General features: G+C 67.9%; 15 protein-coding genes, 1 tRNA gene, 1 other RNA gene and 4 pseudogenes. 10 read left to right on the plus strand and 11 right to left on the minus strand.

Features of this window, described 5'->3' with window-relative positions:
* A pseudogene (locus tag J9611_RS10900) lies at positions 1–489 on the plus strand (malate synthase A); the annotation flags it as partial.
* A gap of 192 nt (positions 490–681) precedes the next feature.
* Here J9611_RS10900 and J9611_RS10905 read toward each other — a convergent pair.
* Positions 682–1,874 (minus strand): annotated as a pseudogene (locus J9611_RS10905) (MFS transporter).
* A 108-nt stretch (positions 1,875–1,982) separates the two neighbouring features.
* Between J9611_RS10905 and J9611_RS10910 the strand changes: the two are divergent.
* Positions 1,983–2,546, plus strand: coding sequence for a GNAT family N-acetyltransferase (locus J9611_RS10910; RefSeq protein WP_211880104.1), 564 nt, complete (start codon positions 1,983–1,985; stop codon positions 2,544–2,546).
* Here J9611_RS10910 and J9611_RS10915 read toward each other — a convergent pair.
* Entirely contained in the window at positions 2,524–4,677 is a 2,154-nt protein-coding gene (locus tag J9611_RS10915) for an amylo-alpha-1,6-glucosidase (RefSeq protein ID WP_211880106.1), read from the minus strand. The genes J9611_RS10910 and J9611_RS10915 overlap by 23 nt on opposite strands.
* 44 nt (positions 4,678–4,721) lie before the next feature.
* Positions 4,722–5,810, minus strand: coding sequence for a glycosyltransferase family 4 protein (locus J9611_RS10920; RefSeq protein WP_211880108.1), 1,089 nt, complete (start codon positions 5,808–5,810; stop codon positions 4,722–4,724).
* 248 nt (positions 5,811–6,058) lie between these two features.
* Between J9611_RS10920 and J9611_RS10925 the strand changes: the two genes are divergently transcribed.
* A complete protein-coding gene (locus tag J9611_RS10925) occupies positions 6,059–6,772 on the plus strand; it encodes a DsbA family oxidoreductase (RefSeq protein WP_211880110.1) in 714 nt (237 codons plus the stop codon).
* A gap of 87 nt (positions 6,773–6,859) precedes the next feature.
* Positions 6,860–7,498 (plus strand): TetR/AcrR family transcriptional regulator, encoded by a 639-nt coding sequence (locus tag J9611_RS10930; protein ID WP_211880111.1) that lies wholly within the window; start codon positions 6,860–6,862, stop codon positions 7,496–7,498.
* A 23-nt stretch (positions 7,499–7,521) separates the two neighbouring features.
* Here J9611_RS10930 and J9611_RS10935 read toward each other — a convergent pair whose 3' ends face one another.
* Entirely contained in the window at positions 7,522–8,196 is a 675-nt protein-coding gene (locus tag J9611_RS10935) for a LytR C-terminal domain-containing protein (RefSeq protein ID WP_211880114.1), read from the minus strand.
* A complete protein-coding gene (locus J9611_RS10940; RefSeq protein WP_211880116.1) occupies positions 8,189–8,488 on the minus strand; it encodes a type II toxin-antitoxin system VapB family antitoxin in 300 nt (99 codons plus the stop codon). Before J9611_RS10940 ends, J9611_RS10935 begins: the two co-directional genes overlap by 8 nt.
* Positions 8,489–8,666: 178 nt before the next feature.
* On the opposite strand from J9611_RS10940, the gene J9611_RS10945 reads away from it, so the two are divergent.
* Together J9611_RS10945 and J9611_RS10950 are read left to right on the plus strand one after the other, a co-directional pair.
* Complete coding sequence (locus J9611_RS10945) at positions 8,667–9,593, plus strand: Cof-type HAD-IIB family hydrolase (protein WP_211880118.1); 927 nt, start codon at positions 8,667–8,669, stop codon at positions 9,591–9,593.
* A 95-nt stretch (positions 9,594–9,688) separates the two neighbouring features.
* On the plus strand, positions 9,689–11,323 hold the full coding sequence (locus J9611_RS10950) for a stealth family protein (protein ID WP_211880120.1): 1,635 nt from the start codon (positions 9,689–9,691) through the stop codon (positions 11,321–11,323).
* Between the two features lie 10 nt (positions 11,324–11,333).
* Here the strand turns inward: J9611_RS10950 and J9611_RS10955 are convergent, their stop codons facing one another.
* The 4 genes from J9611_RS10955 to J9611_RS10970 form a co-directional block, all read right to left on the minus strand.
* On the minus strand, positions 11,334–12,275 hold the full coding sequence (locus J9611_RS10955) for a phosphodiesterase (RefSeq protein ID WP_211880122.1): 942 nt from the start codon (positions 12,273–12,275) through the stop codon (positions 11,334–11,336).
* Positions 12,276–12,452: 177 nt separating this feature from the next.
* Complete coding sequence (fdhA, locus tag J9611_RS10960) at positions 12,453–13,664, minus strand: formaldehyde dehydrogenase, glutathione-independent (protein ID WP_211880123.1); 1,212 nt, start codon at positions 13,662–13,664, stop codon at positions 12,453–12,455.
* A gap of 361 nt (positions 13,665–14,025) precedes the next feature.
* Complete coding sequence (locus tag J9611_RS10965; protein ID WP_211880124.1) at positions 14,026–15,357, minus strand: M23 family metallopeptidase; 1,332 nt, start codon at positions 15,355–15,357, stop codon at positions 14,026–14,028.
* Between the two features lie 354 nt (positions 15,358–15,711).
* On the minus strand, positions 15,712–15,912 hold the full coding sequence (locus J9611_RS10970) for a hypothetical protein (RefSeq protein WP_211880125.1): 201 nt from the start codon (positions 15,910–15,912) through the stop codon (positions 15,712–15,714).
* Between the two features lie 148 nt (positions 15,913–16,060).
* On the opposite strand from J9611_RS10970, the gene J9611_RS10975 reads away from it, so the two are divergent.
* Positions 16,061–17,206: a histone H1-like repetitive region-containing protein gene (locus J9611_RS10975; RefSeq protein WP_211880126.1), complete on the plus strand. Its 1,146-nt coding sequence runs from the start codon at positions 16,061–16,063 to the stop codon at positions 17,204–17,206.
* A 151-nt stretch (positions 17,207–17,357) separates the two neighbouring features.
* Here the strand turns inward: J9611_RS10975 and J9611_RS22490 are convergent.
* Positions 17,358–17,978 (minus strand): annotated as a pseudogene (locus J9611_RS22490) (M23 family metallopeptidase); the annotation flags it as partial.
* Between the two features lie 324 nt (positions 17,979–18,302).
* On the opposite strand from J9611_RS22490, the pseudogene J9611_RS10985 reads away from it, so the two are divergent.
* Positions 18,303–19,213: pseudogene (locus J9611_RS10985) on the plus strand (oxygenase MpaB family protein).
* 94 nt (positions 19,214–19,307) lie between these two features.
* Here J9611_RS10985 and J9611_RS10990 read toward each other — a convergent pair.
* Positions 19,308–19,392: transfer RNA gene (locus J9611_RS10990), tRNA-Ser, on the minus strand.
* A gap of 237 nt (positions 19,393–19,629) precedes the next feature.
* On the opposite strand from J9611_RS10990, the gene ffs reads away from it, so the two are divergent.
* Positions 19,630–19,726: signal recognition particle sRNA small type (ffs, locus tag J9611_RS10995), an RNA gene on the plus strand.
* A gap of 27 nt (positions 19,727–19,753) precedes the next feature.
* Positions 19,754–22,690: a DNA polymerase III subunit gamma and tau gene (locus J9611_RS11000; RefSeq protein WP_211880128.1), complete on the plus strand. Its 2,937-nt coding sequence runs from the start codon at positions 19,754–19,756 to the stop codon at positions 22,688–22,690.
* Positions 22,691–22,710: the final 20 nt, after the last annotated feature.

Raw genomic sequence — 22,710 nt, forward strand, 5'->3', positions numbered from 1 at the left:
CGCCCGAACCAGCTGGACCGGCTCCGCGAGGACGTCACCCCGGACGACCGCGCCCTGCTCGACATCGCCTCCACCACCGGCACCATCACCGAACAGGGCATCCGGAACAACATCGAGGTCGGGATCCGCTACATCGAGTCCTGGCTGCGCGGCAACGGCGCCGTGGCGATCCACAACCTGATGGAGGACGCAGCCACCGCGGAGATCTCCCGCTCGCAGCTGTGGCAGTGGATCTTCGCCCGCGCCATCACCGACAAGGGCGACGTCATCACCCGCGAGTGGGTGGAGGACATGCTCGACGAGGAGTTCGCGAAACTGGAACGCTTCGAAGGGGACCGCTTCGCCGACGCGCGGGACATCTTCGAGGAAGTCACGCTCAGCGCCGAGTTCCCGGCCTTCCTGACGCTTCCCGCCTACGACAGGTTCCTGCACGAGGCGCGCGACGGCGTCGACCTTGCCAGCGAGGACCCCGCGCTCGTGCCGGCCTGACCGGAACGGAACGGACCGGTGGGTCCGCAGAGATTTCCGTCAGCCGGGCTGCCACGCCCTTCGCAACAGGCACCCCGAGATCCGGGGCGGCGGCCCGGCGGCGGAACACCCCGTTCCACTCCGCCGAGCGGACAGTTCAGGCCCATGTTTGCGCGGCAACATGGGCCTGAACTGTCCGCTCGGCGCTGTTGGTCAGTGCTGTTTCGGGACGTGGCGCAGCGAGAGGGCGGTGCCGAGGGTGAACACCGCCGCCGAGCCGAGGATGATCAGCAGCGGACCCGTCCAGGACCCGGAGACGCCGTGCACGTAGCCCAGCAGGGTGGGGGCCGCGGCCCCGAAGCAGTAGCCGGCGCCCTGGACGACGGCGGACATCCGGCCCGCCGAGGCCTGGTCGCGGGCCAGCTTGATGATGGCGATGAAGATCAGCGTGATGCCACCGCCCTGGGCGACGCCACCGAGCGAGGACCACAGCCACCACAACTCCGGGGCCAGCAGCAGGCCCAGCGGAACAGTCAGCCACAGCGCCCCCAGGGCGAGGCCCGCCGTCGTCGTGCTGACATAACGGGCTACGAACGGCACTCCCAGCCCGCCGGCGATCGCAAAAATCTGGAAGAGCGAGGACCCGGCGCCGGCGGCCGCGGCCGTCATGCCGAGCTCATCGGCCAGCAGGGTGGGAAGCCAGGCGGTCACGCCGTAGTAGGTGAAGGCCTGGCCGGCGAACCCGGCAGTGAGGCCTGCCGTGATCCACCGCGACGCCGGCTTGGCTGCCGGCCGGGCCGGATCCGGCACCGGCACAGCCTCGGGAATGAAGGCCCTGCGGCGCACCGCCAGCGCCCAGAACACCGCCCCGGCCACGGCAAGACACCGCAGGAAGCGAGCGCCAGGCGCCAGCCGAGCAATTCGGCCAGGGGCGCCGTGACCATGGCGGTAATGAAGGAGCCGATGTTCAGCGACGCCGTGTAGACACCCATCGCCGCGCCCTGGCGGGCGGGCGTGAAATCGCGCCGGATGATCAGCGGGACGACGATGTTGCCCGCCGTGATCGCGACGCCCAGTATGACGGTGCCGAGCATGACGAGGGCGCCGCCGCCCGCGGACCGTACTGCTACGCCCAGAAGCACGCCGAGCAGGGTGAGCGTGATCGCGAACTCCGGCCCCGTCTTCCGCCCGGTCAGGGCGGACAGCGGCGCGGCCAGGGCGAAGCACAGCACCGGGATGCCGGTGAGGTAGCCCAGTTCCGCCGGCGAAAACCCGAGGTCCCGGTTCATGGCGCCGACCACGGGCGCCACCGCCACGAGCGGACCGCGCATGTTCAGGGCGATCAGCCCGATCGCGGCCAGCAGGATCCAGCCGCTGGGCCCCCTGGAAGGAATCTTGGTCGACATGCGGCGGCCCGGGTTGCCGGGCTTGGAGCTGGAAGTGACTTTCATCAGTTCCATTGCTATCACGGCGGCCGCCGTACTGCGCAGCGGAATGCGACTAGGGTTTTTGGCATGAACCATGTGATCCGGAGAGCCGGTGCGGACGACGCCGGAAGCCTGGCTGAGCTGGCGGCCGTAACCTTTCCGCTGGCGTGCCCGCCGGGTTCGGCGCCGGAGGACATCGCGGCGCACCTGGCGAACACCCTGAGCGAGGAAAACTTCCGCGCCTACCTCGCCGATCCCTCGGTGACGGTCCTCGTCATTGAGGCCGACGGCCTTCACGCCGACGGCCTTCATGCCGACGGCGGACTCCGCGGCTACAGCCTGCTGGTGTTCCGCCCCGCGCAGGATCGGGACGTGGCGGCTGCCCTGCCCATTCTGCCGTCCGCCGAGCTCAGCAAGTGTTACGTCCATCCCGACCACCACGGGCTCGGCGCTGCGGCCGAACTCATGCACGCGAGCGTCGCGTCCGCGGCAGCCGCCGGGGCCGCCGGGATCTGGCTCGGGGTCAACAGCCAGAATGCCAGGGCCATCCGCTTCTACGAAAAATCGGGCTTCCGGAAGGTCGGAACCAAATCCTTCCAGCTCGGAAACACGGTGGAACACGACTTCGTCATGGAGCGCCCGCTCGGGTAATTCCGCGCAGGCCGTCGTCCAGAGGCGGTCGGGGCTCATTCACGAGCGTCAGCGCAGGAGGCAGCCCGTCCACGCTTCCCGCCCTGCCCCGGGCCTGTATGGCGATCCTGGACTGGCCCAGCAGCACGTTTTGTGCCTGGAAATCGCCGATTTCCTCCGGCAGGATCGGTGCCAGATGGAGCACTCTCCGGGTGAAGTCGGGATCAAAGCGCAAAAGGATGCGGGCCAGCTGCACGGGGGCCGCCGCTGCCCACGCCTGGGGAGAGCAGGCGGTGGGATAGGGCACCGGTTCCGGGAAATCGCTGCGGTCAAACCCGCAGAACAGCTCCGGCAGTTGCCCGTCGAAATGCGCGGCGGCCGCAAAAAGACCGCTGGCAATCCGGCTGGCCTCTTCCACGAAGCCGTAACGCATGAGACCGGTGGCAACGAGGGCCGTATCGTGCGGCCAGACTGAGCCGTTGTGGTAGCTGACGGGGTTGTACGCACCCATATCCGATCCCAGTGTCCTGATGCCCCAGCCGGTAAACATCTCCGGGGACATCAGGCGCTCGGCGACCAGGGACGCCTTATCCTCATCGACAATCCCGACCCAGAGGCAGTGGCCCATATTTGAGGTGCAGGAATCCACCGGCTGCTTGTCCCTGTCCAGCGCGAGGGCGAAGTACCCTTTCCCGGGCAACCAGAACCGCTCGTTGAACGATTCCTTCAGGCTGGCGGCGCGTTCGGCCCATTTGTGTTCCAAGGCTTTGTCGCCGGCGGACCGGGCCAGCAACGACCGGCCGATATAGGCCGCGTACACGTACCCCTGCACCTCGCACAGCGCTATGGGCGGCTCAGCCATCCTGCCGTCGGCGAAATTTATCCCGTCCCACGAGTCCTTCCACCCCTGGTTCAGCAGTCCGTGGGGGTTGGGCCGCAGATATTCCACGAAGCCATCGCCGTCACGGTCCCCGAAGTGCTCGATCCAGTCCAGGGCGCGGTCCGCATGCGGCAGCAGCGACTCGATGATGTCCCCGCCCAGCCCCCAACGGTTGAGTTCGCTGAGGACGCTTACGAACAGCGGTGTCGCGTCGGCGGTGCCGTAATACGCGGTACCGCCCAGGGCAAGGCCCGAAGTAAGGCCAAACCTCACCTCATGGGGGATCCTGCCCGGTTCTTCCTCCGAGGCCGGGTCCACCTTCGTTCCCTGGATCTCTGCCAGGGTCTGCAGCGTCCCGGCGGCCAGGTTCGGGTCCACCAAGAGCGCCATGTAGGAGGAAAGCAGCGAATCCCGGCCGAACAGGGCCATGAACCAGGGGGCTCCGGCGGCAACCGCGACCCTGTCCGAGTGCGCCGAATCAAAGATCCGGAGGGAACCCAGATCGCTCTGGCTGCGGTTCAGGACGTTTTGAACATTCCGCTCCGAGACAGTTATGCGCGGTACATGTTCGCCCCAGGCGATATGCCGCTGTACGCCGGTCCGGTGGTGGGGGGATCTGGTCTCGGTAAAGGGCTCATCCGGCCCCTTTCCGTTGATCAGCGGCACCACGATGACGGACGTGGACCAGTGTCCCCGGGGCGGAATATCCACCCGGAAAGTCAGGGCATCCTCCCGGACGTGCGCGCCGGCCGCACGGATGGCCGTGGCCCGGCGCTGGCCGTTACGCTCGGCTTCGATATGCAACTCCCCGTCGTGGACGCTCCGGCGGACAACGGCCCCGGTTGCCACCCTGCCGCCTTTGACGTCGAAGAGATCCGCCAGGTCGGCGTCGACGATCAGCTCGATGTCGCATTCGGCAGGTTCGGAGGAGTAATTGCGGATGGTGATGTCGTCCCGCAGTCCGGGCCCCACATGCCGCTGGTGCCGGACCACCAGGGGGCTGTCGAACCTCCCGTCCGACCAGCGCGCCCTTCCCACGAAGGTCGCCTGGAACGCCGTGGGTGTCCGGGCCACCAGCGGTTCCCTCGGCGCGCCGTTGACGCGGAGCATCCACCGGGAAAGTATCCGGGTGTCCTGGTAGAAATCGCCCTGCGGCCCGCCCGCAATGATGTCGCCGCTATGGGACGAGATACAAAACGAAGACCCTTCGACGACGGTGACGGCACCCGCCTCGGACGGCCCTGCTGAGGTGTCGGCGTTCCAGGCATTCATGGGGGTGATCCCTTCCCTTCGGGCAGACGTCGCGGACCCTGGACTCATGCACCAGGCGTCAACGAATCCTGTATCTGATTCTCATGCACCGTGCGCGGATCCGAATCCCCGAGGGGCATCCGCTGCTGCAGGATCTGCGCGAACAAGTCCAGATGCTCGGCAACCATGCGATCAGAGCTGAACCGCTCCTGGACGGACGCGCGGCAGGCGGCCCGGCTAAGCGCGGCCGCCCGGGGCAGCAACGCCGGCAGGTCCGCCAGGGAGGCCAGATATCCGGTGGTGCCGTGCTCCACGATTTCCGGGGCTGAGCCGATCGGGGTGCCCACCACCGGGGTCCCCGTGGCCAGGGCTTCAATCATGACCAGGCCAAAAGGCTCGGACCACTGAATGGGATTGAGGAATGCGAACGCGCCGCCCATCAGCGCGTACTTTTCGGCATCCCCGATCTCCCCCATGAATTCCTCATTGGGACCGAGAAGCGGCTCCACGACCTCCCGGAAATAGCGCAACTCCTCGGGCTCGCGCATTTTTGCCGCGATACGCAAGGGAAATCCCGCCTTCCGGGCGACCGCGATCGCCTCCGTCACGCCCTTGTCGGGGCACATCCGTCCCACGAAGCAAACGTAGCCACCCTGGCCCGCGCCCCTGGGAACGGTGGACAGGTCCAATCCATGGTGGATAACCCGGGCAACGGGCACGTCCGGAGCATGACTGACCTGATCACGGGAAATGGCGATGATGCTGGCGTTTCTCCCGATGGCCCGGTAGACGTCCGCCGCCGAAGGCGTCAGCGGGCCGTGAATCGTTGTGACCACCGGGACCGAGGATGGACGGTGCGGGTACAGCGGACCGGCCGCGGTGTGGTCGTGGATGACGTCCACTCCCCGCATGCCCCGGTACGCCCGTATCACGTGGCTAAGCTCCGAAAGGGTAGTCCCCAGTGCGGCCGGTTCCGAGATCCTCATTCCGGAAACGCGGGGAACCGGGCATTCGCTGTCCGAGGGAACAGCCAACAAAACCTCATGCCCGGCAGCAGCAAAACCACGGGCGAGGCTGTCCACCACCCGCTCAATACCACCGTAACCGGCCGGAGGTACCGGAATCCAGGGTCCCGCTATTAGTCCTATACGCATTGCCTGGCCTCCCAGCTCGCAGAGCAGACTGCTGCCGCACGGTGGGTCCAAGCGCCCGCCTGGGCGCATCACGGCAGATTCACGATTGCGTCCGGATGAAAGGCATCCGGGGGGCTGACTGCATTGCCTATGTCAAACCATATTGCCCGAAGTGATTCCGGGCAAGGATCAGACCTTCCGCTACCCCTGTGGCCTATCCAACAACGCCCAAGGGGAATGAGACCGCGTGGGCGGAGGTTGTGGGAAGCATGAAGATTGAGATCTGGTCCGACGTCGCGTGCCCCTGGTGCTACATCGGCAAGCGCCGCTTTGAAACTGCCCTTGCGGCCTTCCCGCACCGCGACTCCGTGGAGGTGCAATGGCGCAGCTACCAGCTGGATCCCGCCCTCCCGGAGCACTACGACGGCACCGAACGGGAGTACCTGAGCACCCGCAAGGGCCTGGCTCCGGCGCAGATCGCCGGGATGTTCGAGCACGTGGCCGCCCAGGCCAAAGGCGAGGGGCTCAACTACCGCTTTGACGACGTCGTGGTGGCCAACAGCTTCACCGCGCACCGCCTGATCCACCTCGCCGCCGCGCACGGGCAGCAGGACGCGGCGAAGGAACGCCTGCTCAGCGACCACTTCGAGCACGGCAAGGACATCGGCAACCGGGAATACCTCACCTCCCTCGGCCTGGACCTCGGGCTCGACGCCGGCGAGCTCAGCGAGCTGTTCAGCACCGACAAATACGCCGACGCCGTCCGGCAGGACTTCGAGGAGGGCCGCGCCCTGGGCATCAACGGCGTCCCGTTCTTTGTCATCGACCGGAAGTACGGGCTCTCCGGCGCCCAGCCGGCCGGGACGTTCAGCGCGGCCCTCGCCCAGGCCTGGCAGGAAAGCCATCCGCTCGTCATGGTCGACGCTGCCGGCAGCGGCGGGGCCACCGGTGAAGCGTGCGGACCGGAAGGTTGCGCGGTCTAGCCAAACGTCCGCGCCCCGGACCTCCTCCACCCCCGCGCCCCGCCGGGAAACCGGGGCTTTGGTGACAGATCACGCTAAAGTGTCCCTATGCCCAGGATTTCGGCCGCGAACAACGCCGCCCAACGCGCCGAGACCCAACGCCGCATCCTGACCGCCTTCGGTGAACTGCTGTTCACCCACGGGCTGCCCGGGCTGACCATGACGGACGTGGCCAGGCATGCGGGGATCGGCCGCACCGCCGTCTATAACTACTACGCGGACATCGAAGAGCTCCTCATTGCCTACGCCCTTGACGAGACCGAACGGTTCCTCCTGGACCTGAGGGAATCACTGGCCTCGCTGGAGAACCCGGTGGAGAGGCTTGCCGTCTACGTGCGCGCCCAGGTCGAGGACCTGAGCCGCAGGCATCTGCCGCCGGGGCCGGCCATGGGGGCGGTCCTTTCACCGGCGTCCTTCGCCAAGCTTGCGGACCATGTGGGCGAGCTCAGCGTGCTCCTGCAGGGCATCCTGCGTGACGGCATGGCCCAAGGCTACCTGCCCCAGACCGACATCGCGCAACTGGCGCAGCTCATCCACGGCACGCTCTCCTCAAGTGCCGCCCGTGGGGGCGGCGCGGGCCCGGACCCCGCCGCCGAGGCACGCGTCGCGCGCACCGTGCGGTTCATCCAGCTGGGGGCCGGTGCCCGGTTCGACGACGCCGGCGCCCCCGTCCCGCTCAGCACCTAGCCACCCCGGCGGATCCGGCCGGGCTACCCGCCCGGCGGAACCGCCGTCGGCACGGGCAATGGCGGCTCATCAACGATGCGCCGGGCCTCCCGGGGGCAGCTGAGCTTGCCCGGCGTCTGGTCCACCAGCTCGGGCTTCGCCAGCTCCTTGTAGTCGCCGGTCAGGATGACGTCAACGCCCGGGTCCGTGCGGCCGTCCTGGACGTAATCCGAGCCCGGCAGGTTGCGCTGCACACTGAAGGCCGCCGACTGGCCCGCGGCTCCGGATACGACCAGCGCCACGCCGCGGTAGCTGGACGTGGTGTTGCCGACGGCCCCGACGATGAACTTGCGCGCCGCGAACCCGTCCGCCACGATGCGGGCCAGGCCCGGGCGGTTCGTGGCGTTGAAGACGCTGACGGTGATCTTCTCGGGCGGGGTGTAGTCGAAGGTGGCGTCCGGGCAGGGGGACGCCGCCGCAGAGCTCCGCTCCGCCGTCGGAACCTTGAGCTGTCCGTTCATGATCGCCAGGGCCGTCACGATCGCCGCGGCGATCAGGCCAGCCAGCAACGCCAGGACCACGGCGTGCAGGATCCGGCGGCGCCGCCGGACCCGATTGCCTTCCGTGTCCTCCGGCGGCACCAGGGCAGCATCCAGGTCGGAGGCGGTGACCACGCGATGCCCGTGCAGGACCTTGACGTCCTTCGGCTTTCTAGCCATTGATCACCAGTACGCGCGCGTGGATGGCGGTGCGCTGGTGCAGGGCGGTGCGGACGGCCCGGTGCAGCCCGTCCTCCAGGTACAGGACGCCACGGAACTGCACGACGTGCGGGAACAGGTCGCCGAAGAAAGTCGAGTCCTCCGCGAGCAGCGCCTCGAGGTCCAGGGTGCGCTTGGTGGTCACCAGTTCGTCCAGGCGCACCGGCCTGGGCGGGAGGGCGGCCCAGTCCTTGGGCGTGGTGTAACCATGGTCGGGGTAAGGGCGTCCCTCGCCCACAGCTTTGAATATCACCCTGCAAGCGTAAGGAACTTGGACGGCCAAGGGAATCACCGGGCGGTGGTCGCGGGAGGTTGTAGCCAAACGGTAACCATTTGTCACATTGAATGGCCCGGTCCTGTCCCGGTTGACCCGGCCGTCGCCTCGCTCCCGGACACATGCAAAGGGGCGTGGCGGCTGAGAGAATGAGTGCATGACTGCATCCGAAACTTCAGCCGGGATTTCAGCCTCCCCGGCGCCGTCGGCTCCCCCGCTCGCCCTGCTGCTCGACGTCGACGGCCCGATCGCGAGCCCGGTCACCCGGGTTGTCCAGGATGGGATCATCGCGGACCTGCTGGCCCTGGCCGCCGTCGGGATCCCGGTCGTTTTCAATACCGGCCGGTCCGATGCCTTCATCCGCGAGCAGGTGATGGAGCCGATGATCGCCGCCGGCATGCCGGCCGGCACGACCATCCATGCCGTGTGCGAGAAGGGTGCGGTCTGGTTCAGCTACACCGCGGCCGGCCCCGGTCCGGTCCATATGGATAAGGAACTCGCCGTCCCGCGGGCCTACGGCGACGACATCCGCCGGCTGGTCGCCGAGGACTATTCCGCCCACATGTTCTTCGATGAAACGAAGCGGGCCATGGTTTCCGTGGAACAGCACATCGCGGTCGCCAACTCCGATTACCGTGCCGAGCAGGAACTCTTCGACGCCGACGCGATGGAGCTGATGGCACGGCACGGTCTCGGCGTCGTACGGCTGGACCACCATGCCCCCGCTTCCGACGACCAGATCGACTACCGGGTGGATCCCACGATCATCTCCACGGACATCGAGTCCATCCGGCTGGGCAAGGACCTGGGCGCGAGCCGGGCGGTGGAACTGCTCGCGGCCCAGGGCATCACCCCCCAGGCCTGGCGCACGGTCGGCGATTCCCGCACCGACTATGCGATGGCGGACTGGCTGCACCACAACGACCACCCGGTGAAGCACGTGGACGTCCGGCCCGCCGACGGCATCCCCGTGAAACCGTATGAGGTGCTCACTGCGGCCGATCTGGGCCTGGCGGAGGACGTCATCCACGACGACGCCGGGGCCGCCTTCCTGCGCAGCTGGCGGTCAGCCCTCGCGGACTGAGCCCGGCCCCCGGCCCGGTACGGCGGCGGCTGGGAGGGCTGTGGCGGCGCGGACACGCGGGTTTTTCCGGAACCGATTTTGGGCGGGAGGTTATTATGCAAGTAGATGCAACACCATTCAACGCAGCTCGGAGAAACAACATTACAGAAGCACTGATCCAGGACGAGATTTACTACGGCGGCCAGGCCTCCGAAGACGCCCACGCCGAGGTGACGTCCGCGGCCGCCGTCGCGAGGTTCCGGCCCCGCGCGGACGTGGTGCGCCGGCGCGGCCGGTATGCGCTGATCAATGAGAACCGCACGCAGTACCAGGCCATGGTCGAAGACCTGCTGTTCCTGCGCTCCGTCCTGGCCGGCGCCGGCCTCGACTACCTGCTGGTGCGCGGCAATAACCACCGGCCGGTCATTGCCGTGGACTGGAAGCTGCGTAAGGAACTCCGCGACGCGCTCGTCGAGGCCTGCCGTGACGAGCCGTTTTACTCCATGAGCATCGATGCGAAAAAGAAGTCATCCGTGCTGGTCGCCGACGGCGAGCTCTCGCCCAACCGGCAGTCCCGGATCTTCCGGCTGTACCGTCCCCGGGTTGAACCGGAGGGCGGCTTTGAATTCGGCGCCTCGGCCGGTGTCCAGCTGGAGCTTTGGAGCTTCGAAGGGAACGAGCTGGTCCTGCCGATCGAAAACTCGCTGACCCGCCGGACCATGCTGGCGCAGGACGCGGTGCGCGGCACCGTGGAGCGCTACGGCCATACCTGGCCCACCATCGAGAACATGTTCGCCGACCACGCCAGCGATATCAGCTTCGACGTCGACCTGGTGTTCTCCTGGGTGGACGGCACGTCCCCGGAGTACATCGCGGCCCGCCGGGCCCGCATGGCCGGCGTCGTGGTGGGCGAAGGCGATGACCATGAGGCCCGTTTCCGCCAGATTGACGAGCTCAAGTACGCGCTGCGTTCGGTCTACATGTTTGCGCCCTGGATCCGCCGGATCTTCATTGCCACGGATTCCCCCGCACCGTCCTGGCTGGCGGACCACCCGGGCGTGACGATCGTCCGCAGCGAGGAGTTCTTCGCGGACCCGTCCGTGCTGCCGACCCATAATTCGCAGGCGGTCGAGTGCCAGCTCCACCACATTGACGGGCTCTCCGAGCACTTCCTGTATTCCAACGACGATATGTTCTTCGGACGGGCCGTGGGACCGGACATGTTCTTCACGCCGGGCGGGATCACCAAGTTCATCGAGGCGGAAACACGGATCGGGCTGGGCGACAACGACGCCGAGCGCAGCGGCTTTGAGAACGCGGCCCGCGTGAACCGCAAGCTGCTCTGGAACCGTTTCGGCCGGATCACCACCCGGCACCTGGAGCACACGGCCGCACCGCTGCGTCGCAGCCTCATGGCGCAGATGGAACAGGAGTTCCCGGCGGAATTCGCCAAGACCGCCGCCAGCACCTTCCGGGCGGCGGACAACATCTCCGTGACCAACTCGTTCTACCACTACTACGCGCTGCTCACCGGCCGGGCCGTCACCCAGACCGCTGCCAGGGTGCGGTACGTGGACACGACGGCCCGGGCCGGCCTGAACTACCTGCCCAAGCTGCTCACCAAGCGGAACATGGATTTCTTCTGCCTGAACGACGGCAGCTTCCCCGAGGTGCCGGCAGAGGAGCGCGCCGAGCTCGTGACGGACTTCCTGGAGAAGTACTACCCCATCAAGGCGCCCTGGGAAAAGTGAGTCAGCCGGCCTAGTTGCGGGTCGTGACCTTGGTGTGGCCCGGCGTCTTGGCCGGGTCCTCGGGCCTCGCCTGGCGCGGGATCCGGACTCCGGCGGAGGCAATGCGCCGTTGAACTTCGTCGGCGGAGACCAGTTCCCCCACCGGAGGGGTTTCACCGAGGAGGACCACGGAGTGCACGATCGTGTGCTCGTAGACGTGGACAAGGTTGAAGGCCTGCCCGCCGTCACGTCCGCGCGTGCCGCCCACCGGCACATTCAGGTCCTGGGTGTAGCAGGTGGCCGAGGCCACGGAGACGGGAATGCCGGCGAAGGTGGCGGTGGTCGAATAGTGCAGGTGGCCGCCCAGGATCGTGCGGACGTCGGAATTGCGCAGCACGCCGGCGAGCGCGGCCTGGCCACGGAGCTCAACGAGCACGGCGAGATCCAGCACCGACGGAACGGGCGGGTGGTGCAAGGCGAGGATCGTCCCGTCCGGCGCCGGGGTTTCGAGTTCGGTCGCCAGCCAGTCCAGCTGCGCCGGGCTCAGTTCGCCGTGGTGGAATCCCGGCACGGAGGTGTCCAGGGTGATGATCCGCAGGCCGTTGATGTAGTAGCTGTGGTCCACCGGCGCGTCATTGGCCGGCTGGTCCAGGAGTCCGGCCCGGAAATTGGCCCGGTCATCATGGTTTCCCATCGCCCAGATGACGCGGGCGCCCATGGCCCGGCAGGCGGGCTCGACGATGGCGCGGAGCTTGGTGTAGGCCTCCGCTTCGCCCTGGTCGGCGAGGTCCCCTGTGAAGATCACTGCTTCGGGGCGCGCGCCCGAAGCGTGGACTTCCTCGAAGAGTTGCCGGAGCAGGGCATCACTGTCCACCGCTCCGTGCAGGGGTTGTGGTCCGCCCAGCAGGTGGGGGTCACTCAGGTGGAGTAGGAAATGACGTGGCCGGGGGTGCTCGGCCTCCATGAGTTCCATTGCTGCCTTCTTGGTTGGGTGGAAGCGGTTGCCTCCAGCGTCCCTCTCAGTAAGGTCTATCCAACCAGACATTGGGCAAACAATGTGCAAACTTCCGGAGGCGTGTTCGAAAAAGGGCTATTAATCGTCTTCGTCCTCCACATGCCATCCGGCGCATATATCGGGAACAGCGTCCCGTCAGCTGAGGTATCCGTTCGGATTGAGGACGTACTTCCGGGCGGCGCCGGCGTCGAACTCGGCGTAACCCTTCGGGGCATCCTCGAGGGAGATCGCCGTGGCGTTGACGTTCCGGGCGATGTGGACCTTGTCATGCAGGATGGCCATCATCAGGCCGCGGTTGTACTTCATCACCGGACACTGGCCGGTGGTGAAGCTCAGTGATTTTGCCCAGCCGGTGCCGAGGCTGATCGACAGGGAGCCCTTCTTGGCGGCCTCGTCAACGCCGCCCGGGTCCCCCGTGACGTAGAGCCCGGGAATGCCGAGGGCGCCGCCGGCCGCGGCCACTTCCATCAGGGAGTTCAGCACCGTCGCCGGAGCCTCGTGCGCACCCGCGCCGTGGCCCTTCGCCTCGAACCCGACGGCATCCACACCGCAATCGACTTCCGGAACGCCCAGGATCTGCTCAATCTGTTCGGCCGGGCCGCCCTTGCTAAGGTCGACCGTTTCACAGCCGAAGCTGCGGGCCTGCGCCAGTCGGTCCGTATTCATGTCACCGACAATCACGACGGCGGCGCCCAGCAGCTGCGCGCTGGTGGCCGCGGCGAGCCCCACGGGGCCGGCCCCGGCGATGTAGACCGTGGAGCCCACTCCGACGCCCGCGGTGACGGCACCATGGAATCCTGTCGGGAAGATGTCGGACAGCATGGTCAGGTCCATCATCTTTTCCAGGGCCTGGTCCCGGTCCGGGAACTTCAGCAGGTTCCAGTCGGCATAAGGGACCAGGACGTAGTTGGCCTGGCCTCCCACCCAGCCGCCCATGTCCACGTACCCGTAGGCGCTGCCGGGGCGGTCAGGATTGACGTTGAGGCAGATGCCGGTCTTGCGTTCCTTGCAGTTCCGGCAGCGGCCGCAGGAGATGTTGAAGGGAACCGAGCAGATGTCCCCCACCTTGATGAATTCAACGTCGGGCCCCACTTCCACCACCTCGCCGGTAATTTCGTGGCCGAGGACGAGGTCCACGGGGGCTGTCGTGCGGCCCCGGACCATGTGCTGGTCGGAGCCGCAAATGTTGGTGGCAACGGTCTTAAGGATCACGCCGTGGCGCACCTGGCGGCCCACGTTGGCGGGGTTTACTCCCGGGCCGTCTTTGAGTTCAAAGCCGGGGTAGTCAATATCGATGATTTCGACCTTGCCGGGCCCCTTGTAGGCAACTGCTTTGTTCCCTGTCATCTCTTCCTCCTGCTGTCACGGATCCGCGGGACGGGTGCCCCTGTTGTGATTCACGAAGCTTTCTGATGCTCCCTCCGCCGACGTGCCGGCCGGCCGCCGGGCAATCCTGAGGACTCCGGGGGCAGCCCGGCGGGCCGGCCCGGAAGGTTGGAATGTCCGCCCAGTCTAGGCGGCAAGGATGCTCAGCGGTAGGGTCCTTGGTCCTAGGCGGGATCAGGCGAGGGCTGCCCGGGCGGCCTCGACGAGAGCGGGTGCTGGTTCCCGCCCGGACGTCTGCCTTCGTGGCCAACGCCCGTGGGACGGTTGTGCGCCCTGAAACGCAGCCGCGCCCGCGGGGCGTCCGAGGCGTCGCGCCTCGACGCTACGGGAGCGGCGCCGTCGCGGGGTCAGTCGCGGCGCCGGTGGCGGCGGGTGCCGGAGTCGTTGCTGGCACCGGAGCCACCGTTTGAGGCGGCTGGACCGCGGCGGGCGGGATGAGGGAAGCGGTGGCCGCGGGAGCGGGGGCCTTCGCTGAGGGCGGCGCGGCCGGGTCCGGGCCGGGAGCTGGCGTATCAGCTGCGGGCGGCGTGGTGGGCGGTGCCGGTTTCGCCGGCGGCGGTGTCGGGCTCGGTGGGGGCGTCACGCTGGGTGCCGTAGGCGACGGCGTCGGCGACGGGGTGGTGGACGGCGCAGGCGAAGCCGTAGGGGGTGCTGACGGCGTCGGCGAGGACGGCGGCGCTGACGGCGAGGCCGGCGGCGCTGACGGCGAGGCCGGCGGCGCTGACGGCGAGGCCGGCGGCGCTGACGGCGAGGCCGGCGGCGCTGCTGCGGCGACCTTGATGGCTGCCGCCGACGCCGGCGGAGAGGGGGCGGCCAGGGCGGCAACGGTCCGTTCCTGGTCGCCGCCGGCGACCACGTGCGTCAGGTCTGTCCGGACAGGAATGGCCCAGCCGAGGCTCGCGTTTGATGCTTTGTCGGCCTCCGGGGCGTAGCTGGTCATGGCGATGGGGCCCAGCGGGTCCACCTGCCGGATAGGTATCATCGCCCAGCGGAGCGGATCGGTATGCGAGCCGTTGAGGATGGTTTCGAAATGCAGATGGCAGCCTGTTGATGAGCCCGTGGTCCCCACCCTGGCGATGACTTCGCCCACCCGCACCGAATCGCCCTTCTTGACGGCGATTGCCTCCAGATGGTTGTACGTGGTGATGAGGCCGTTGCCGTGGTCGATTTCCACCCGGTTGCCGCCACCCCAGGGGTGCCAACCGACGGCGCGCACTACGCCGGCGTCGGCCGAGTAGACTCGCGTGCCGCAGGCCGCGGCGTAGTCCTGGCCCCAGTGGAATTCACCCGCCGCTAACGTCAGCGGGCTGATGCGCAGGCCAAACGGGGAAGATGGTACGAGCGATTCCAACGGAGCCATGAGCGAACCCAGCGGCGGCCGCTTCATCCCGGCGGAGGCAACATTGAGCTCGCCGCCGCCCTCTTTGGACGTGGTCTCGACCGTGGACCTGGTGAAGGCCACGAGCGCCAAGGCATCGGCGGTGAACGCTGATGCAGCCGCTGCCGCCGCGCTCGGTGCGGCGGCCGGCACTCCTGGATCCAGCGTGCCGGGTCCCACGACACCGGTGGGCGGCAACGCGCCGGTTGCGTCGCGAACCGCCGTGCCCGCCAGGCCTTGAATCCCGAAGGTCAGGACCGCCAAGGACAGGCACACACCCCCTGACAAACAGCGCACGGCAATGGTCCGTGCCCTGATTGGCTGCTCACTCGATGAATTTCCCCAGTGTTTTCCCACGATGAGACTCCTGCTGTCTGCCCGCCAGACCCCAATCTCGACGGACTCACCTACCAATGGGACCACAGGGGGCCGGCCCTGTGAACCGCCGACACGACCCGATTGTGGCCTCATTCCGGAATTGTCGTGGCCTCCGAGTAGAACCCGAGTGGCGACCCAGTAGTCTCCTGCACCGAAGCAGGTGCTGGTGCGGCGCGGCCGGGTAAGAACGAGTATGCCTGAGGACCCTTGTGACGGCCGGCCTGGATGATGCGCTGGATTATGTTCTACGCTTCAACGGCCGTAGCGCGTGCTGCCTCCGACTGGCTGCACCGGACTGTCAGGGTGGAGTGGGTGGACGCCGACGGCGCCGCTGGACATGAAATCCATCAGCCTGAAGGTGACATCCTTGATCCAGGCGCCCTTCGGCACCCCGAAGTAGTCGCCCGCCGGGACCGCGTTTTCGGCCGGAGAAGTCCAGTTTCGAGCCGTCATTGCGGGCAGCGTTGATCCGGTTGTTCAAGCCGGCGGCGAACGGGACCTCGCCGGAGGTGAGCTGCTGCATCGGCGCCGGATTGGCTGCGAGGCAGCTCAGCCGGTCCTTGCCAGCGTGGTGCCTAGTGGACGGGTCCCGGAGCCTGGTGTGGCGCAACCGGCGGCGGCTCGACTGGGCCCGCCGGCGGCACAACAGGCGGGACAACCGGCGGGACAACTGGCGGCACAACAGGCGGGACAACAGGCGGGACAACCGGCGGGACAACCGGCGGGACAACCGGCGGGACAACCGGCGGCACAACAGACGGCGGCACAACAGACGGCGGCACAACAGACGGCGGCACAACAGACGGCGGCACAACAGACGGCGGCACAACAGACGGCGGCACAACAGACGGCGGCACAACAGACGGCGGCACAACAGACGGCGGCACAACAGACGGCGGCACAACAGACGGCGGCACAACAGACGGCGGCACAACAGACGGCGGCACAACAGACGGCGGCACAACAGACGGCGGCACAACAGACGGCGGCACAACAGACGGCGGCACAACAGACGGCGGCACAACAGACGGCGGCACAACAGACGGCGGCACAACAGACGGCGGCACAACAGACGGCGGCACAACAGACGGCGGCACAACAGACGGCGGCACAACAGACGGCGGCACAACAGACGGCGGCACAACAGACGGCGGCACAACAGACGGCGGCACAACAGACGGCGGCACAACAGACGGCGGCACAACAGACGGCGGCACAACAGACGGCGGCACAACAGACGGCGGCACAACAGACGGCGGCACAACAGACGGCGGCACAACAGACGGCGGCACAACAGACGGCGGCACAACAGACGGCGGCACAACAGACGGCGGCACAACAGACGGCGGCACAACAGACGGCGGCACAACAGACGGCGGCACAACAGACGGCGGCACAACAGACGGCGGCACAACAGACGGCGGCACAACAGACGGCGGCACAACAGACGGCGGCACAACAGACGGCGGCACAACAGACGGCGGCACAACAGACGGCGGCACAACAGACGGCGGCACAACAGACGGCGGCACAACAGACGGCGGCACAACAGACGGCGGCACAACAGACGGCGGCACAACAGACGGCGGCACAACAGACGGCGGCACAACAGACGGCGGCACAACAGACGGCGGCACAACAGACGGCGGCACAACAGACGACGACGGCCCACCCGCCTGCTGAACCGGGGCACCAACGGGCGGCTCGGGCGGAGGCGGAACCACCGCCTCGGCGTTCCCTCCTGTGACGGCATGCGAGTTGTCTTGCCGCACCGGGATGGCCCAGGTCGGTGCACCCTTGGGGGCATTCGTGCCGGGGAGGTAGCTGGTCATCTCGATGTTCCCGAGTGGATCGAGCTGCTTGATCGGCATGAGCGTCCACCGTAGCGGATTGGTGTGGGCACCATTCAGGATGGTCTCGAAATGAAGGTGACAACCGGTGGATGAGCCCGTGGTGCCAACTTTTGCGATCACCTCGCCCACCTGGACCGACTCACCCTTCTTTGCGGCTATTGCCTGCAGATGGTTATAGGTAGTTATCAGCCCGTTTCCGTGGTCGATTTCCACACGGTTGCCGCCGCCCCACGGGTGCCACCCAACGGCCCTGACCACGCCGGCGTCGGCCGCGTAAACCCGGGTGCCGCACGGTGCGGCGTAGTCCTGGCCCCAGTGGAACTCTCCCGCGGAACCAGTGAGGGGACTGACCCGGAGCCCGAATGGCGACGTTGCGGTCAGCGTCTCCAGAGGCGCCATCAGAGACCCCAACGGCGGACGCCGCAAGCCAAAGGACGCAAGCTTCATTTCGTGCTTGCCGTCCTTAGACGTTGTCGTGACGTCAGAACGGTTCACGGGAACGAGGGCGTTTACGTCCGCGGTAAACATTCCCGGGGAGGACCGCCCGGACCCGCTGCCGGTCTTGGTCGCGGCAGACCCCGTGGCGGGACTGGCTTTTCCCGCTGGTGCCTGCAACCCGCTATCGAGCGGAGCGAGTTGCGGTCCGAGGGATACAACCGCCAACATGGCCAGCGCCAAAACAGCACACACGCCCAATATCCATGCAAGCTTTGGCCAAGGTCCGCCAGAGCGCTTTTCGGTTCCGTTTCCCCAGTGATTTTCCACGAGGTGACTCCCGCAATATGCCTGCCAGACCCCAATCTCGACGGGCTCACGATCCTATGGGAACACAAGTGGCCGGGCCTGTGAACCCCCCAACCGCGCTCGTTTGGGGACGCCCGCGTTGCTGTCCCCGGAATCCGTTCGGGCAGTTACGGTGGTTGCCAGATATCCAAGGCAGCTGGTGAGCAGCGGTTCAGTGGAGCGCCTGCAAGTGCGCGAGAATTGACCATGCGCAATGTCCGCAGGGAATGGCAGGCCGAACTCAAGAGCACGCTCACCGGGACCCGCGACGCCGTGCCGGAGTGGGTACCCCATCTGGCGGAAGGCGACGACGCCGGCTACCATCTGCCGGGCTCGGCGGTCTGGGCCGTGCACGGGGACATGCCGACGATCGTGGCGGGCATCCGCGCCCTGCTGATGCAGTCGCTCCATCCCGGCGCCCTTGCAGGCGTCCACGACCACTCCCGCTTCCGCGAGGACCCCCTGGGCCGGCTGGCGGGGACCATCCGGTGGATCTTCACCGTGTCCTACGGCTCGACGGCCGCGGCCCGCTCAGCGTCCGATTGGGTGCTCCGGCTGCACGGCACGGTCAGGGGGGAATATGTGGACGGCCACGGCGTCACCCGGAGCTACGCCGCCAACGATCCCGAGCTCCTCCGCTGGGTCCATATAGCCTTCACCGATGCATTCCTCTCCGCCCATAAGCTGTGGGCAGGCCGATCCCGGGCGGCCCTGATGCGTATGTCCGCGAATGGGCCCAGGCCGGCCGGCTGATGGGCGTGGACTGTCCGCCGCTGAGCGAGGCGGAAATGCGCCGGCAGCTGGACCGCTGGTACGACGACGGCGAGCTCCGCTCGGACGCCCGGGTCGCTGAGACTGTAGCGTTCATCCGCAATCCCCCACTCCACCCGTCGCTCAGGCGGGGCTACCGGGTGCTGTTTGCCGCCGCCGTGACCAGCCTCGAGCCCAAGTACCGGGAGCTGCTGGGACTGCGGACCGCCCGGCTGGGCCCCATCCCGCTGCCGGTGAGACTGGCCACCAAGGTGGCACTCGCCGTCGTCCATCTGGCCCTGGGCCGGGTGGGCCCGAGCGAACAGGCTGCCCGGAACCGCCTCGCCAGGCTGGGTTACCAGTCCTGAACCGGGGCCCTGCGGGGCGCGCTCGCCGTGCTCGCACGCTGCGACAGGTCGCAAGACGCAAAAAGGCCCCGGTCCAGGGGACCGGGGCCAGACGCGGAGAATGGGGGATTTGAACCCCCGAGGGCGTTAACCCAACACGCGTTCCAGGCGTGCGCCATAGGCCGCTAGGCGAATTCTCCAGTAGCTTCTGAATCAAAAGCAGATACTAGACTACCTGATCTTCCCGGCATCGCCCAATTGGGCCCCCAAGCCCTCACAAAGCGCCTCCTGCAAGGGGACATGCCCCACCCTGTCCGCGAGGGATGGACATAGGCCCATCATGCCCGTCGCTGGTCCCGAAAAATGGGCATGTCCCGCGGGGATCCGGGCGAAAACGGGCCGATTCGGGGCACACTCAAACGTCGGGTAAGCTTACTGGCGGCCCCTCATGTGGCGTCATCCTGTTGAACTCCCCCAGGACCGGAAGGTAGCAAGGGTAAATGGGCTCTGGCGGGTGCATGGGGGGTCTTTTATGTCTGTGCCGATTGGTAGGGTTTATTTGTGACTGTTACTACCGCCCTTTACCGCAGATACCGCCCGGATTCGTTCGCGGACGTTATCGGGCAGGAACACGTCACGGAGCCGCTGATGACGGCCCTGCGCAAGAACCGCGTCAACCACGCCTACCTGTTTTCCGGCCCGCGGGGCTGCGGGAAAACCACCTCCGCGCGCATCCTGGCCCGCTGCCTGAACTGCGCCGAGGGCCCCACGGACACCCCCTGCGGCACGTGCCCCAGCTGCATTGAACTGGCCCGCGGCGGATCCGGTTCCCTGGACGTCATCGAGATCGACGCCGCGAGCCACGGCGGTGTGGACGACGCCCGCGACCTGCGTGAACGGGCCACCTATGCCCCGGTCCGTGACCGCTACAAGATCTTCATCATCGATGAGGCCCACATGGTCACGTCGGCAGGCTTCAACGCCCTGCTCAAGATCGTGGAAGAGCCGCCGGAGCACATCAAGTTCATTTTCGCCACCACCGAGCCGGACAAGGTCATCGGCACCATCCGGTCCCGGACGCACCACTACCCCTTCCGGCTCGTGCCGCCGGAGCCCCTCATGGCGTACCTGGAACTGCTCTGCCAGCAGGAGAACGTCCCGGTGGCGCCCGGCGTGCTGTCCCTCGTCATCCGTGCCGGCGGAGGCTCCGTGCGCGACTCGCTCTCCGTACTGGACCAGCTCATGGCCGGCGCGGGACCGGCCGGGCTCGACTATGAACTGGCCGTCGCGCTCCTCGGCTACACCCATGCCTCGCTGCTCGATGATGTGGTCGAGGCCGTCGCCGCCTCCGACGCCGCCACCGTGTTCCGGGCCGTGGACCGGGTCATCCAGACCGGACACGATCCCCGGCGCTTCGTGGAGGACCTGCTGGAGCGTTTCCGTGACCTGATCATCGTCCAGGCGATGCCCGAGAGCGCACAGTCCATCCTCCGCGGCATGCCCGCGGACCAGATCGCCCGGATGCGGAACCAGGCGCACAACCTGGGCGCGGCCGAACTGTCCCGCGCGGCGGACGTCACCAACACAGCGCTCACCGAGATGACCGGGGCCACCTCGCCGCGGCTGCACCTCGAACTGCTCTGCGCCCGCATCCTGCTGCCGAGCTCGGAACAGACCGAGCGAGGCATTGCCGCCCGGATCGACCGTGTGGAGCGCCGCCTGAATTACGCGGGGAACGACGTCGGGGCCCCGGCCCCCGCCGCCGCACCCCCGGCCGCCGCCGCACCCCCGGCCGCTGTCGCGCCCGCCAACTCTGCACCGGCCGCCGTCCGGTCCGCCGAGCCCGCAGTTGCCCCCGCACCCGCCGCCCGCGCCGAGGAGCCGGTCCGGGAACCGCTCCGGGCACCGCGCGTCAGCACGAGCGACTGGCCCGTGGACGAGCCCGCCGCTGCCCACAAGGTCCCGCCTGCGCAGGCCACCTCTGTCCAGGCGGCACCGCAGGCACCTATGGGACAGACTGCACCTATGGGACAGACTGCACCTACGCGCCCGTTGCCGCCCGAACCTGCACAGACCGCCCCGGTGCAATCCCGGACCGTCGCGGCGGCTGCGCCTGTTGCCGCCCCCGCCGCCGGCCCGGGTGCCGACGTCGAGGTCCTCCGCCGCGCCTGGCCGGAGATCCTGCAGACACTGACCAAGATCAAACGCAGCACCTGGGCGCTGGTGGAACCAAACGCGCAGGTCGGCCACTTCGAGGGCCAGGTCCTGACGCTCGCGTTCACGACCTCCGGGCTCGCCGGAGCCTTCGGCCGGGCGGACCATGCCGAGAACCTGCGGCAGGCGATCCACAAGACGATCGGCATCGATTGCCAGATCAACGCCGTGGCCGGCGGAGCCAACACTGCGGCGAGCTCTGAGCCAAACCCAAAAGCACCCGCCAGCCCGGACACTCCGGCGACGTCCGCTGATGCCGCCTGGGGCCTAACACCGGAGGCCCGGCCGTCCGCGCCGCCGGCTGGCCGTCCTGCCGAACCCGGGGCCGCGCCGTCGCCCGTTTCCCCGGCATCCGCTTCACCGGCGCAACTGCCCCCGACACCGGCCGCTGCACAGCCAGAGGCAGCGCCGGTACCCGCATCCGCCGCCCCTGCTGGCGGACAGCCCGCCGCGCTTGCTGATCCCGGCGAATCCGCGGGCTCGTTTGCCTACGACGACGACTGGGGGCCGCCGCGGGACGAAGATGCGCCGCCGCTTGACGAGGAGCCTCCGATGGACTGGAGCCCCTCGACGACGGCAACGGCCCTGTCTGCCCCGCCGACTGTTTCCCTCACACCCGCCCGGAAGAGGGCAGCCACGCCATCCGGCTCCCCAACCCCGTCGACCGGGACTGCGGCGTCCTCGGCGCCGGAAGCTTCCGATGACCTCTGGGCGCGCGCCGTCGAGCAGTCCCCCGGGATCTGGACCGTCGGCGCAGGCACCAACGTCGGTCGCCACACCCCCTCGGAGGCGGCACCGGAACCCGGGCACGCACCGGAACCCGGGCACGCACCGGAGCCGGAGCCGCAGCACTACGAACCGGCAGCCGCCCAGATCCCGCAGGATATCGGCGCCCCGGCGATGCCGGCCGCCCCTGCCCCTGAGGTTTCGGACGGCTGGGCGCCGCCGCAGTTGGTGCCGGCCGCGGCTCCGGTATCGGCCGCCACGGTATCGGCCGCCGCTCCGGTTTCGGCGCCCGCGGCCCCCGCCGCGCCGGCTCCTACGGGCCGTCAAAGCCTGTACCAGCGGCTGTCCAACAGCCCGGAAGCCGAGGCCGGACGCGCGAAGGCACCGTCCCGGGCGGCGGTATCGGCCACAGCCCACGTCCAGGACATCCCCAGCGCCGACGACGAAACGATCGAGGAATCGGGCGTCTTCGGCCGCGCCGCCGTCGAACGCATTCTGGGCGGAAAGCTTGTTGAAGAGCGTTCCCTGGACGGAAGTCCTTTGCCGCCGCGGTTCTAGCCGGCCCGTAGCGGACACCG

The organism is Pseudarthrobacter albicanus, assembly GCF_018224015.1.
Lineage (GTDB): Bacteria > Actinomycetota > Actinomycetes > Actinomycetales > Micrococcaceae > Arthrobacter > Arthrobacter albicanus.

Bases quoted from the DNA above. Each gene is read 5' to 3' on its own strand.
- J9611_RS10910 (WP_211880104.1), top strand. From the start codon at position 1,983: ATGAACCATGTGATCCGGAGAGCCGGTGCGGACGACGCCGGAAGCCTG.
- fdhA (WP_211880123.1), bottom strand. From the start codon at position 13,664: ATGACAGGGAACAAAGCAGTTGCCTACAAGGGGCCCGGCAAGGTCGAA.
- J9611_RS10935 (WP_211880114.1), bottom strand. From the start codon at position 8,196: ATGGCTAGAAAGCCGAAGGACGTCAAGGTCCTGCACGGGCATCGCGTG.
- J9611_RS10930 (WP_211880111.1), top strand. From the start codon at position 6,860: ATGCCCAGGATTTCGGCCGCGAACAACGCCGCCCAACGCGCCGAGACC.
- J9611_RS10925 (WP_211880110.1), top strand. From the start codon at position 6,059: ATGAAGATTGAGATCTGGTCCGACGTCGCGTGCCCCTGGTGCTACATC.
- J9611_RS10970 (WP_211880125.1), bottom strand. From the start codon at position 15,912: ATGACGGCTCGAAACTGGACTTCTCCGGCCGAAAACGCGGTCCCGGCG.
- J9611_RS10950 (WP_211880120.1), top strand. From the start codon at position 9,689: ATGCAAGTAGATGCAACACCATTCAACGCAGCTCGGAGAAACAACATT.
- J9611_RS10920 (WP_211880108.1), bottom strand. From the start codon at position 5,810: ATGCGTATAGGACTAATAGCGGGACCCTGGATTCCGGTACCTCCGGCC.
- J9611_RS10915 (WP_211880106.1), bottom strand. From the start codon at position 4,677: ATGAATGCCTGGAACGCCGACACCTCAGCAGGGCCGTCCGAGGCGGGT.
- J9611_RS10955 (WP_211880122.1), bottom strand. From the start codon at position 12,275: ATGGAACTCATGGAGGCCGAGCACCCCCGGCCACGTCATTTCCTACTC.
- J9611_RS10945 (WP_211880118.1), top strand. From the start codon at position 8,667: ATGACTGCATCCGAAACTTCAGCCGGGATTTCAGCCTCCCCGGCGCCG.